Raw genomic sequence first — 12,373 nt, 5'->3', positions numbered from 1 at the left:
TTAATCAATGCGTTAACCGGTAAAAAGGCGACCAACGGTGTGTGCATAAGCTCTGTGGATAACCGCCTCTGAGGGCACTGGACAACTGGGGGTGGAACTCGGTGGATAACCAGCCTGTGGATAACAGGCCATTCCACACACAGGTTATCCGACAGCGCAGCACAGGCTGACCACGGTTTTCCACTGTAGTTGTCATTCTCTGTACATCATGCTGTACAAGGGCTGAAGATGGTTATCCACAGAAGAGGGCGGCCCTAGCTTTTACAAGCTTTACAGAAAAGCTTTAAATAATTCCCTTCTTTATTTTTATGTCTGGCAAACAGGTTTTCGGTTCCGGAAGCTCCAGAGATCTATTTATAAGGAAACGCTGGTTGGAAATTGACCTGAAGGCTTGCTTTCTCTAGAATCCCCGGTCTCTTAAAACGGGGGCCATTCCGGCCCGTTGTGGACGAACCAGGTAACACGACATGAAACGTACTTTCCAACCAAGCACTATCAAACGCGCTCGTACCCACGGTTTCCGTGCTCGCATGGCTACCAAGAACGGTCGCGCTGTCCTGTCGCGTCGTCGCGCCAAAGGTCGTGCGCGTCTGGCAGTTTGATAATCCGGTACTGGAGGTGAGTCAGGACTTCAGTCGGGAAAAGCGTCTGCTTACCCCCCGGCATTTCAAGGCAGTCTTTGACTCCCCTACCGGCAAGGTTCCGGGGAAAAATCTCCTGCTCCTTGCGCGCAACAACGATCTTGATCACCCCCGTCTCGGGCTGGTTATCGGGAAAAAGAGCGTAAAGCTCTCCGTTGAGCGCAATCGCCTCAAACGTCTGATGCGCGAATCGTTCCGTCTGCACCAGGATTCTCTGGTCGGCTGGGATATCGTTATCGTCGCGCGCAAAGGTTTGGGCGACGTAGAAAACCCCGAATTGATTCAGCATTTCGGCAAACTCTGGAAGCGTCTGGCCCGTAACAAGCCAGTTCCAGCGGTCAAAACCGAAACTGTAGGGGTAGACAGTCCAGATGCGTAAACTGGCACTCGTTCCGATCCAGTTTTATCGCTACGCCATTAGTCCTTTGATGGCCAGTCACTGTCGTTTCTACCCCAGTTGTTCTTGCTACGCGTATGAAGCCATCGAAAATCATGGCCTTCTGCGCGGTGGCTGGCTGGCCTTTCGTCGTTTAGGTCGCTGTCATCCGTGGAATCCCGGTGGTTATGACCCGGTTCCACCTATCCCTACCTCCCGTTCTTCTTCGATGGCCGAGTAATCATGGATATCAAACGCACGATCCTGATCGTCGCCCTGGCAATCGTGTCCTACGTTATGGTTCTTAAATGGAACCAGGACTATGGTCAGGCTGCCCTGCCGACTCAGAATGTTGCTTCCAGTACGACTGCATCCGGTTTGCCGGACACCGTTCCTGGCAATAACGCTTCCGCCAGTGACGATATTCCGCGCGCCGCAAGCGATACCAGCGCACCTGTGGAAACCCCGGTCGCTGCCAGCAAGGATCTGATCCAGGTCAAAACCGACGTGCTCGATCTGGCGATCGATCCACAGGGCGGTGACGTTGCTCAACTGACTTTGCCACTGTATCCACGTCGTCAGGATCGTCCTGATGTGCCGTTTCAGCTGTTCGACAACGGCGGCGAGCGTACTTATCTGGCACAAAGCGGCCTGATCGGCACTAACGGTCCGGACGCAAGCCCGGCCGGTCGTCCGGTTTACGCCTCGGAGAAGAAAAGTTATCAACTGGCTGACGGTCAGGACCAATTGGTCGTCGACCTGAAGTTCAGCAAGGATGGCGTCAACTACATCAAGCGTTTCACCCTGAAACGCGGCCTGTATGACGTAACCGTGACCTACCTTGTGGATAACCAGAGCGCGCAGCCTTGGTCGGGTTCGATGTTCGCCCAGCTGAAGCGTGACGCCAGTGCCGACCCTTCGTCGACCACTGCCACCGGCACCGCGACTTACCTGGGTGCTGCCCTGTGGACAAGTTCCGAGCCGTACAAGAAAGTGTCCATGAAAGACATGGACAAAGGTCAGCTCAAGGAAACCGTCACCGGTGGCTGGGTAGCCTGGCTGCAACACTACTTCGTGACTGCATGGGTTGCGCCGAGGGGCGAAAACAACATCGTTCAGACGCGTAAAGACAGCAAAGGCAACTACATCATCGGTTACACCGGTCCTTCGTTGACCGCTGCACCGGGTGCGAAAGTTGAAACCAGCGCCATTCTGTACGCCGGGCCGAAAAGCCAGGCCGTGCTGAAACAGTTGTCCCCAGGTCTGGAACTGACAGTCGACTACGGCATTCTGTGGTTCATCGCTCAGCCGATCTTCTGGTTGCTGCAACACATCCACGCGATCGTGGGTAACTGGGGCTGGTCGATCATCTTCCTGACCATGCTGATCAAAGGGATCTTCTTCCCGCTGTCGGCTGCCAGCTACAAATCCATGGCGCGCATGCGTGCCGTAGCACCGAAACTGGCTGCACTGAAAGAGCAACATGGCGATGACCGGCAGAAAATGTCGCAAGCCATGATGGAGCTGTACAAGAAAGAGAAGATCAATCCGCTGGGCGGCTGCTTGCCGATCCTCGTGCAGATGCCGGTTTTCCTTTCGCTGTACTGGGTTCTGCTGGAAAGCGTGGAAATGCGCCAGGCGCCGTTCATGCTGTGGATCACCGACCTGTCGATCAAGGATCCGTTCTTCATCCTGCCGATCATCATGGGCGCGACCATGTTCATCCAGCAGCGTCTGAACCCGACTCCGCCGGATCCGATGCAGGCGAAGGTCATGAAAATGATGCCAATCATCTTCACCTTCTTCTTCCTGTGGTTCCCTGCTGGTCTGGTGCTGTACTGGGTTGTGAACAACTGCCTGTCGATTGCCCAACAGTGGTACATCACGCGTAAGATCGAAGCGGCGACGAAAAAAGCCGAGGCGTAACTTACTCTGTGGATAACACCACTCAAAACGCCCCCTAGTGGGGCGTTTTGCTATCTGCCACTTTTGTCTGGATACCGGTTTATGAGCGCACCTCGTGAAACCATCGCCGCTGTCGCCACCGCTCAAGGTCGCGGCGGTGTCGGCATTGTCCGCATTTCCGGGCCGCTGGCCAGCGTTGCGGCCAAAGCCATTAGCGGCCGTGAACTGAAACCGCGTTACGCGCATTACGGTCCGTTTTTCAGTGCTGATCAGCAGGTGCTGGACGAAGGTCTTGCGCTGTATTTCCCGGGACCGAACTCGTTTACCGGCGAAGACGTGCTTGAACTGCAGGGGCACGGTGGCCCGATCGTTCTCGACATGTTGCTCAAGCGCTGTCTGGAACTGGGTTGCCGTCTGGCTCGCCCGGGTGAATTCAGCGAGCGCGCGTTCCTCAATGACAAACTCGACCTGGCTCAGGCCGAGGCCATCGCCGACCTGATCGAAGCCAGTTCTGCACAGGCTGCACGCAATGCCTTGCACTCCCTGCAGGGCGCGTTTTCCAAGCGTGTGCATAACCTAACCGAACAACTGATCGGCCTGCGCATCTACGTCGAAGCCGCCATCGACTTCCCGGAAGAGGAAATCGACTTCCTGGCCGACGGTCACGTGCTGAGCATGCTCGACAAGGTACGTGAAGAGTTATCCACCGTGCTGCGTGAAGCCGGGCAGGGTGCCTTGTTGCGTGATGGCATGACGGTAGTGATCGCCGGTCGTCCGAATGCCGGAAAGTCCAGCCTGTTGAATGCCCTGGCTGGACGCGAAGCCGCGATCGTGACCGAAATTGCCGGTACCACCCGGGATATCCTGCGCGAACATATCCACATCGACGGCATGCCGTTGCACGTTGTGGACACTGCAGGTCTGCGCGACACCGACGATCAGGTGGAAAAGATCGGCGTCGAGCGTGCGTTGAAAGCGATTACTGAAGCGGATCGGGTGCTGCTGGTAGTCGATGCCACCGCGCCGGAAGCTGCAGATCCGTTTGCCCTATGGCCGGAATTCCTCGAAACCCGGCCGGATCCGGCCAAAGTCACCTTGATCCGCAACAAGGCTGATCTGACAGGTGAGACGATTGCCCTGGAAGTCAGCGACGATGGTCACGTAACCATCAGCCTCAGCGCCAAATCCGCTGGCGAAGGTCTGGAGTTGCTGCGCGAACACCTCAAGGCCTGCATGGGCTATGAGCAAACCTCGGAAAGCAGCTTCAGTGCCCGTCGCCGTCATCTGGAGGCTCTGCGCCATGCCAGTGCAGCGCTGGAACATGGTCGCGCACAGCTGACGTTGGCCGGTGCCGGTGAACTGCTTGCCGAGGATTTACGTCAGGCCCAGCACTCTCTGGGAGAAATCACCGGGGCATTCAGTTCCGATGACCTGCTTGGCCGGATCTTCTCCAGCTTCTGCATCGGCAAATAACCAAAGGGGCTGTGGACAATTTATCCACAGCCCCTTTTCGTTTCACCAGTTGTAAGACACCGTACCGAGTAAGGTGCGATCTTCGCCCCAATAGCAACGGCCGGCATCGTTGCATCCCGACACATATTCCTTGTCGAACAGGTTCTTCGCATTCAGGTCGACGCTCCAGTGTGTGTCGATCTGATAGCCGATGGCCGCATCCACCAAGGTGACGTCGCCGGCATCCAGCTTCCCGTAGAGCGAAGGCGAGGTGTAGGCGAAGGCACTGTCGAAGTAACGCACGCCACCACCCACGTACAAACCTTTCAAATCGCCATTGAGGACACGGTACTTGGCCCAGACCGACGCCTGATTTCGTGGCACGCCGGTCATCTGGTGGCCTTTGACCAACGAGGTCACCGCGTCCTTGGTAATCCGCGCGTCGGTGTAGGTGTACGCCGCTGTCACATTGAGGTTCTGGGTCAGATTGCTGTTGAGTTCCAGCTCCACGCCTTTGGAACGGCTTTCGCCTACCTGGCGGTAGGTCGATGTGGTCGAGTCGAAGTAGGTGTCGTCCTTTTTGCGCAGGTCATATACCGACGCGGTGAACGCGGTATCCCAGCCGATCGGTTCGTACTTGAGGCCCACTTCGTATTGGCTGCTGGTGATCGGATCGAGCGGCGCGCCGGCATTGGATATCTGCTGCACCGGCACGAACGACGTGGAATAGCTGACATACGGCGTCATGCCGTTGTCGAACTGGTACATCACGCCGCCCTGGTAGGTGAACTTCTTGTCCTCGGAACTGATGTTGCTGCCCTTGGCCACCTTGTCGCGGAAGTCACTGTCGACCCAGTCCTGACGACCGCCAAGCAGGAACAGCCAGTGGTCATACTTGCTCTGGAGCTGTGCATAAACACCTTTCATCTGCTGCTCAAGCAAGGTGTTCTGCACTGCAATCGGCGTGGTCGGGTCGCGCAGATAAACTGGGTTATAGATGTCGATCGGCCCGACGATGCCGGCATTCCAGTCCTGATTGAACGAAGTGCGGTCGTAGCTGGCGCCGAAAAGCACGGTGTTTTCCAGCTCGCCGACCTGGAATCTGCCTTCCAGCTGGTTATCCAGCGAATACACCATGGATTTGTTGAAGCGATCGTACGCGGTCATGTTCAGGCGCGTGCCGAAGCCTGCGTTATTGAGGTTGCCCGGCCAGGTTTCATGGCGGGTGATCCGCGACTGCATGTAGCGCGAGTTCTGGCGGAACTGCCAGTCATCGTTGAAGGAATGGCTGAACTCATAACCGGTGCTCCAGGTTTCCCGTTCGAAGGTGTTCCAGTCCGGATCGCCAAGCATGGTGCCTTTGGATAGCTTGCCGTTGGGATTGCTCAGCAATGTGCCGGCCGCCGGCAGACCCAGTTCCATATTGGTGTGATCATTCTGGTAGTTGGCCAGCAGGGTCAGGGTGTTGAAGTCGTCGAAATTCAGCGTCAGCGACGGTGCGACGTAAATACGGTCATCCGGTACTTGATCAGTCTGGGTGTCCGACTTGCGCCCGAGCATCACCACTCGCCCCAGCACATTGCCGCTGTCGTTGAGTGGCCCGGATACATCGACGCCGATCTGCCGGCGATTATTCGAGCCATAACCCAGTTGCACTTCGCCGCGTGGAGCTGCGGTCGGCCGCTTGCTCACCAGATTCACCAGGCCGCCCGGTGCGTTTTCCCCATAGAGCAAGGACGATGGTCCACGGAAAATTTCCACGCGTTCCAAACCGTAAGGTTCGGTGCTGGTGTCATAACGGTTGCCCTGCACACGAAGTCCATCGCGCAACAGGCCGTAGCCGTAATCGGTGGCGTTGAATCCTCGTATGTAAAACAGATCGCCGGCCAGGCTGTCGCCCGCTGCAAACGGTGGGGCAAAGATGCCGGGAACGTAGCCGAGTACCTCGGTGAGTGTCTGAGATTTCTGATCTTCCATGCGCTGTGCGGTGACGACTGACACCGAACGTGGTGTTTCCGACAACGGCGTGCTGGTTTTCGTACCGATCCGGCTGTTCTGTGCCTTGTAACCGACGTCGGCGGCGTAATCCAGATCCATCGGGTTGGCGAGCTGGCCATTGATGTTGGTCGGTGCCAGTTCCAGCGAGTCACCAGTCGGCAGCGCCTGCAGAATGTAGCTGCCCGGCGCCTGAGGCACGGCTTGCAGACCGGAGCCTTGCAGCAGTTGGGCGAATCCCTGTTCGACGGTGAAGTTGCCGTTCAGTCCAGTACTGCGTAAACGGCTGGTCTGCTGCGGCGAGAACGACAGAATCACGTTTGCAGTGGAGGCGAATTGGCTCAAAGCATTGTCCAGCGGGCCGGCAGCAATGGTGTAGCGCTGCGCGACCGTTGCCGCGAAGGCGTTATTGGTCATTACCAGGCAGGACGCGGCACTGGTCATCAGTAGGCTGTAGGCAATGCAGTGGTGGGAAAAGCGCTGACGGAACGTGGGAAGACGCATGTGTGGATAAGCCCTGAAGGTGGCGAAGAGCCGCGTTTATCGCGATTACCTGTAGGGCCGGGTCAGGAAAAAAAAAGATAACCCTGTTTTCGATTTATTTTCCCCTGGTGATTTTCAATCAGACGTTATGGCTGATCGAGACCCAGTAACGACTGAAGTAGCGAACGTTGATCGGTAACGAGGCCTGAAGATTGGCCAGCACGGCATCGGTGGAATCGAGCCGAAAGGTGCCGGATACCCGTAGATCCCGGGCACGACTATCGCAGTGCATAACACCGCTGCGATAACGCCCAAGCTCTTCGATCACCTCGCCCAGCCGCGCATCGAGCACAATCAGCTGGCCATTGGTCCAGGCCACTGCCGAGGATTCGAAGGGTTGAATGAGCCCGATATGCCGACTATCGAAATCCGCACCTTCGCCTGCTTTCAAGATCATCGCGCGCGTTGATTGATCAGCGGGTTGCACGCTGACCCGATCTTCCAGCACGCCAACCCGCGTTGAACCCGACAGCTTATGCACAGAAAAACGGGTACCCAACGCTTGAATTCGGCCATCCCCGGTTTCGACCAAAAACGGCCGCTGATCGCCGAGCTTGCCGGTCTGAATGAGGATTTCACCCGAGCGCAAACGAATCAGCCGTTGCGTTGCGTCGAAAGACACATTGATGGCCGTATCGGTATTGAGCTGGATCTGGCTGCCATCCGCCAATGAGATGTTGCGACGCTGGCCAACGCCGGTTTTGTAATCAGCCCAGGCATTTCCAAGGGAGGTATGTTGTTGGGCGTTCCAACCCAGAATCCCCGTCCCGGTCGCGAACAGCAACAGTTTCAGGATCTGACGCCTTTGTTGGCCGGTATTCAGTGCGCGACGTTTCAAATCCAGCGGCAAAGTGCCGAGCTGACGCTGCAGTTGTTCCATCTGGTTCCAGGCCGCCAGATGTGCTGGATCGCTATCTATCCACAGCTGCCAGGCTTTTTGATCGGCGAGAGTCGGCGGATCGGCCTGAAACTGCACGTACCAACTGGCAGCCGCTTCGAAAACCTTGCGGTTCGGTGCAGTGGCCATCAACGCTGCGCCATGATCAGGGCACATTCCGTCAGAGCGCGGATCATGTGCTTCTTTACTGTGGTCAGGGAAACCTGCAACTGCACAGCGATCTGTTGATAAGTCAGGCCGTCGATCTGCGAAAGCATGAAGATCTTCTGGGTTCGCGCGCCCAGACCGGCCAAGGCTTTATCCACAGCGATCAGGGTTTCGATGATCTGCGCCTTGTCTTCTTCGCTGATGGCGGTGGCTTCTGGTCGAGCAGCCAAGGTCTGCAAGTAGGCAACTTCGATGGCCTGTCTTCGATAGCGATCAATGACGAGGCCGCGGGCAATGGTCGCCAGATAATCCCGCGGTTCGCGAATCTGCGACGCGTTACGTGCCGCGAGGATCCGCACGAAAGTGTCATGCGCGACATCGGCAGCATCGCAGGCGTCATGCAGTTTGCCCTTGAGCCATCCATACAGCCACGAATGGTGTTGCTCGTAGATTTGCTCGATCGCAGCATGATGGGCGGGTAGGGACATGGGAGAAACTGATGAGTTAATGATAATAGCTATTATTAGCCTCTGTTACGTTCTCTCACAATAGCCCTGTCACCTCCCTCTATCGGCTTCCTGCTCGTCATCGATCTCTCGGTGGCGTTTTATTGCGTCCTGAAAAAACCGTTTGGTTGAATTTCTGTGGATTAAGCCCTGTGAATAACCGCCTCTGAGGCCAGTTGATAACAGGGCCTGAAAACTGGATATAACTGCCCCTGTGGATAACCACCCCATTCATCCACAGGCTTAAACCGGTTATCCAAGGGCCTCATTGCCACCTAGCCACAGGGTTTTGAAACTCTGTACACATTGAATAATAAGGCCTGTAGCAATCTATCCACAGAAAGGTCGGTCAGTAAGAATAAGCATTAAAACAAAGGTTTTATAAATTTCTCTCTTTTTTATTCTTTTAACCTCGAGTTCTCCACAGCTGGTTAAATTTTGTGCAAAGGGTTCTTTAGGAAGGGCGAAGTCCCTATACTTGTCGACCAGGTCCAGAAACCTGATCTCAAAATATTCCTGAATACCTACTTAAGCAGGCACGAGGTGCGTGGTGGATTTCCCTTCCCGTTTTGAAGTGATCGTCATCGGCGGCGGTCATGCCGGTACCGAGGCAGCACTGGCCTCAGCACGTATGGGGGCAAAAACCCTGTTGCTGACGCATAACGTGGAAACCCTCGGTGCCATGAGCTGCAACCCGGCCATCGGTGGCATTGGCAAAAGCCATCTGGTCAAAGAAATTGACGCCCTTGGTGGCGCGATGGCCATGGCTACCGATCTGGGTGGCATCCAGTTTCGCGTGTTGAACAGCCGCAAAGGTCCGGCCGTACGGGCGACCCGTGCGCAAGCCGACCGTATTCTGTACAAGGCCGCTGTCCGCGAAATTCTGGAAAACCAACCGAACCTGTGGATATTTCAACAGGCCGCTGACGACTTGATCGTCGAGCAGGACCAGGTACGCGGTGTTGTCACGCAAATGGGTCTGCGGTTCTTCGCCGATTCCGTGGTGTTGACCACTGGTACGTTCCTCGGTGGACTTATCCACATCGGTTTGCAGAATTTCTCCGGCGGTCGTGCCGGTGACCCGCCGTCGATTGCCCTTGCACATCGTCTGCGTGAACTGCCGCTGCGTGTCGGTCGCCTGAAAACCGGTACGCCACCGCGCATCGATGGCAAATCTGTGGATTTCTCGGTCATGACCGAGCAACCAGGCGATACGCCGATCCCGGTCATGTCGTTCATGGGCAACAAGGAACAGCATCCACGCCAGGTCAGTTGCTGGATTACCCACACCAACGCCCGCACCCACGAAATCATCGCGGCGAACCTGGATCGTTCGCCGATGTACTCCGCTGCCGGCGAGATCGAGGGCATCGGTCCGCGTTATTGCCCGTCGATCGAAGACAAGATCCATCGCTTTGCCGACAAGGAAAGCCATCAGGTGTTCATCGAGCCGGAAGGCCTGACCACCCATGAGCTGTACCCGAACGGGATATCCACAAGCTTGCCGTTCGACGTGCAATTGCAAATCGTGCAATCGATCCGAGGCATGGAAAACGCGCACATCGTGCGTCCGGGTTATGCGATCGAGTACGACTACTTCGATCCGCGTGATCTGAAGTACAGCCTGGAAACCAAGGTGATCGGCGGCCTGTTCTTCGCTGGCCAGATCAACGGCACCACCGGTTACGAAGAAGCCGGTGCGCAAGGTTTGCTCGCCGGGGCCAACGCCGCGTTGCGTGCCAAGGGCAAAGAAGCCTGGTGCCCGCGTCGCGATGAGGCGTACATCGGCGTACTGGTCGACGATCTGATCACCCTCGGTACCCAAGAGCCGTACCGCATGTTCACTTCCCGTGCCGAGTACCGCCTGATTCTGCGCGAGGACAACGCCGACCTGCGTCTGACCGAAAAAGGTCGCGAGCTGGGTCTAGTCGATGACGCGCGTTGGGCGGCCTTCTGCAAGAAACGCGAAAGCATCGAACTCGAAGAGCAACGTCTGAAAAGCACTTGGGTTCGCCCAGGCACTCAGCAGGGCGATGCGATTGCGGAAAAATTCGGCACGCCGCTGACTCACGAATACAACTTGCTCAACCTCTTGAGCCGTCCGGAAATCGACTACGCTGGTCTGGTCGAAGTGACCGGGCAGGGCGCCGAAGATCCACAGGTCGCCGAACAGGTTGAAATCAAGACCAAATACGCCGGTTACATCGACCGTCAACAGGACGAAATCGCCCGTCTGCGCGCCAGTGAAGACACGAAATTGCCTGTGGATATCGATTACACCAACATTTCCGGTCTCTCCAAGGAGATTCAGAGCAAGCTCGGTGCCACGCGTCCGGAGACGCTCGGCCAGGCTTCGCGGATCCCGGGTGTGACCCCGGCAGCGATTTCGCTGTTGATGATTCATTTGAAAAAACGCGGCGCGGGCCGTCAGTTGGAGCAAAGCGCTTGAGTTCTAAGGTCACTTCGCAACACGCCGAAGAGTTATCCACAGGAGCCCGCGAGCTCGGTGTCAATCTCAGCGCAGCCCAGCACGAATTGCTGCTGGGTTACCTGGCCCTGTTGATCAAATGGAACCAGGCCTACAACCTGACTGCAGTGCGCGATCCTGATGAAATGGTTTCGCGGCATCTGCTCGATAGCTTGAGCGTGATGTCGTTCATCGAAAACGGCCGTTGGCTCGACGTCGGCAGTGGCGGCGGCATGCCGGGGATCCCGTTGGCGATCCTGTATCCGGACTCGCAAGTCACCTGTCTGGACAGCAACGGCAAGAAAACCCGCTTCCTGACTCAGGTCAAACTCGAACTCAAACTGGATAACCTGCAAGTTATCCACAGTCGCGTCGAAGCCTTCCAGCCTGCCCAGCCATTCAACGGGATCATTTCCCGGGCTTTCAGCAGTATGGAGAACTTCACCAACTGGACTCGCCACCTCGGCGATGCCGATACGCGCTGGCTGGCAATGAAGGGCGTTCATCCGGCCGATGAGCTGGTAGCATTGCCGGCAGACTTCAAACTCGATAGCGAACACGCCCTGGCCGTACCCGGTTGCCAAGGCCAACGCCATCTGCTGATACTGCGCCGCACGGCATGATTGGGAACACAAGCAAGAATGGCTAAGGTATTCGCGATAGCGAACCAGAAGGGTGGTGTGGGCAAGACCACCACCTGCATCAACCTCGCAGCATCCCTGGTCGCGACCAAGCGCCGGGTGCTGTTGATCGATCTCGATCCACAGGGCAACGCCACCATGGGTAGCGGTGTGGATAAACATGGCCTGGAAAACTCGGTCTACGACCTGCTGATCGGCGAATGCGATCTGGCCCAGGCCATGCACTACTCCGAGCACGGCGGTTATCAACTGCTGCCGGCCAACCGCGACCTGACCGCGGCAGAAGTGGTTCTGCTGGAAATGCAGATGAAGGAAAGCCGTCTGCGCAGCGCGCTGGCGCCGATCCGTGAAAACTACGATTACATTCTGATCGACTGCCCGCCGTCGCTGTCGATGCTCACATTGAACGCACTGGTTGCCGCTGACGGGGTGATTATCCCCATGCAGTGCGAATACTTTGCGCTCGAAGGCTTGAGCGACCTTGTGGATAACATCAAGCGCATCGCCGAACTGCTGAACCCCAACCTCAAGGTCGAAGGTCTGCTGCGCACCATGTACGACCCGCGGCTGAGCCTGATGAACGATGTTTCGGTGCAGCTGAAGGAACACTTTGGCGAGCAGCTGTACGACACGGTGATCCCGCGCAACATCCGCCTGGCCGAAGCACCGAGCTACGGTATGCCGGCACTGGCCTACGACAAGCAATCGCGCGGCGCGCTGGCCTATTTGGCCCTGGCGGGCGAGATGGTTCGCCGTCAGCGCAAAAATTCACGCATCGCCGCTGCCCAGCCAACTTAAGGAA

General features: G+C 56.7%; 11 protein-coding genes. 8 read left to right on the top strand and 3 right to left on the bottom strand.

Features of this window, described 5'->3' with window-relative positions; all coding sequences use genetic code 11:
- Nucleotides 1-467: 467 nt before the first annotated feature.
- The 5 genes from rpmH to mnmE all read left to right on the top strand — a co-directional run bounded on the left by rpmH (nucleotide 468) and on the right by mnmE (nucleotide 4,395).
- Nucleotides 468-602 (top strand): 50S ribosomal protein L34, encoded by a 135-nt coding sequence (gene rpmH / locus JN524_RS10370; RefSeq protein WP_003213577.1) that lies wholly within the window; start codon nucleotides 468-470, stop codon nucleotides 600-602.
- A gap of 16 nt (nucleotides 603-618) precedes the next feature.
- Nucleotides 619-1,020, top strand: a complete 402-nt coding sequence (rnpA, locus tag JN524_RS10365) for a ribonuclease P protein component (protein WP_011336726.1) — start codon at nucleotides 619-621, stop codon at nucleotides 1,018-1,020.
- Entirely contained in the window at nucleotides 1,013-1,258 is a 246-nt protein-coding gene (gene yidD / locus JN524_RS10360) for a membrane protein insertion efficiency factor YidD (RefSeq protein WP_080761984.1), read from the top strand. Before rnpA ends, yidD begins: the two co-directional genes overlap by 8 nt.
- Before the next feature lie 2 nt (nucleotides 1,259-1,260).
- Nucleotides 1,261-2,943: a membrane protein insertase YidC gene (yidC, locus tag JN524_RS10355; RefSeq protein WP_202369283.1), complete on the top strand. Its 1,683-nt coding sequence runs from the start codon at nucleotides 1,261-1,263 to the stop codon at nucleotides 2,941-2,943.
- A gap of 81 nt (nucleotides 2,944-3,024) precedes the next feature.
- Complete coding sequence (gene mnmE / locus JN524_RS10350) at nucleotides 3,025-4,395, top strand: tRNA uridine-5-carboxymethylaminomethyl(34) synthesis GTPase MnmE (protein WP_202369282.1); 1,371 nt, start codon at nucleotides 3,025-3,027, stop codon at nucleotides 4,393-4,395.
- A 42-nt stretch (nucleotides 4,396-4,437) separates the two neighbouring features.
- Here the strand turns inward: mnmE and JN524_RS10345 are convergent, their stop codons facing one another.
- The 3 genes from JN524_RS10345 to JN524_RS10335 all read right to left on the bottom strand — a co-directional run bounded on the left by JN524_RS10345 (nucleotide 4,438) and on the right by JN524_RS10335 (nucleotide 8,445).
- Nucleotides 4,438-6,873, bottom strand: coding sequence for a TonB-dependent siderophore receptor (locus tag JN524_RS10345; protein ID WP_202369281.1), 2,436 nt, complete (start codon nucleotides 6,871-6,873; stop codon nucleotides 4,438-4,440).
- Nucleotides 6,874-6,991: 118 nt separating this feature from the next.
- Nucleotides 6,992-7,939 carry a FecR domain-containing protein gene (locus JN524_RS10340; protein ID WP_202369280.1) on the bottom strand — a complete coding sequence of 316 codons (948 nt, stop codon included), beginning with the start codon at nucleotides 7,937-7,939 and terminating at the stop codon, nucleotides 6,992-6,994.
- On the bottom strand, nucleotides 7,939-8,445 hold the full coding sequence (locus JN524_RS10335) for a sigma-70 family RNA polymerase sigma factor (protein ID WP_202369279.1): 507 nt from the start codon (nucleotides 8,443-8,445) through the stop codon (nucleotides 7,939-7,941). The genes JN524_RS10340 and JN524_RS10335 overlap by 1 nt, the downstream gene beginning before the upstream one ends.
- 568 nt (nucleotides 8,446-9,013) lie before the next feature.
- Between JN524_RS10335 and mnmG the strand changes: the two genes are divergently transcribed.
- Genes mnmG through JN524_RS10320 form a run of 3 tightly spaced genes read left to right on the top strand, consistent with a single transcriptional unit; the run spans nucleotide 9,014 to nucleotide 12,369 of the window.
- A complete protein-coding gene (gene mnmG, locus JN524_RS10330) occupies nucleotides 9,014-10,912 on the top strand; it encodes a tRNA uridine-5-carboxymethylaminomethyl(34) synthesis enzyme MnmG (RefSeq protein ID WP_007960775.1) in 1,899 nt (632 codons plus the stop codon).
- Nucleotides 10,909-11,553, top strand: coding sequence for a 16S rRNA (guanine(527)-N(7))-methyltransferase RsmG (gene rsmG, locus JN524_RS10325; protein WP_003229789.1), 645 nt, complete (start codon nucleotides 10,909-10,911; stop codon nucleotides 11,551-11,553). The genes mnmG and rsmG overlap by 4 nt, the downstream gene beginning before the upstream one ends.
- An 18-nt stretch (nucleotides 11,554-11,571) precedes the next feature.
- Nucleotides 11,572-12,369 carry a ParA family protein gene (locus JN524_RS10320; RefSeq protein WP_202369278.1) on the top strand — a complete coding sequence of 266 codons (798 nt, stop codon included), beginning with the start codon at nucleotides 11,572-11,574 and terminating at the stop codon, nucleotides 12,367-12,369.
- Nucleotides 12,370-12,373 lie beyond the last annotated feature (4 nt).

It is taken from the genome of Pseudomonas sp. MWU318, assembly GCF_016756945.1.
Lineage (GTDB): Bacteria > Pseudomonadota > Gammaproteobacteria > Pseudomonadales > Pseudomonadaceae > Aquipseudomonas > Aquipseudomonas putida_A.
This window is presented reverse-complemented; position numbering and strand designations above follow the sequence as displayed.

Coding starts and splice junctions, on each gene's coding strand:
- JN524_RS10340 (WP_202369280.1), bottom strand. CDS start 7,939: ATGGCCACTGCACCGAACCGCAAGGTTTTCGAAGCGGCTGCCAGTTGG.
- yidC (WP_202369283.1), top strand. CDS start 1,261: ATGGATATCAAACGCACGATCCTGATCGTCGCCCTGGCAATCGTGTCC.
- JN524_RS10335 (WP_202369279.1), bottom strand. CDS start 8,445: ATGTCCCTACCCGCCCATCATGCTGCGATCGAGCAAATCTACGAGCAA.
- yidD (WP_080761984.1), top strand. CDS start 1,013: ATGCGTAAACTGGCACTCGTTCCGATCCAGTTTTATCGCTACGCCATT.
- JN524_RS10345 (WP_202369281.1), bottom strand. CDS start 6,873: ATGCGTCTTCCCACGTTCCGTCAGCGCTTTTCCCACCACTGCATTGCC.
- JN524_RS10320 (WP_202369278.1), top strand. CDS start 11,572: ATGGCTAAGGTATTCGCGATAGCGAACCAGAAGGGTGGTGTGGGCAAG.
- rpmH (WP_003213577.1), top strand. CDS start 468: ATGAAACGTACTTTCCAACCAAGCACTATCAAACGCGCTCGTACCCAC.
- mnmE (WP_202369282.1), top strand. CDS start 3,025: ATGAGCGCACCTCGTGAAACCATCGCCGCTGTCGCCACCGCTCAAGGT.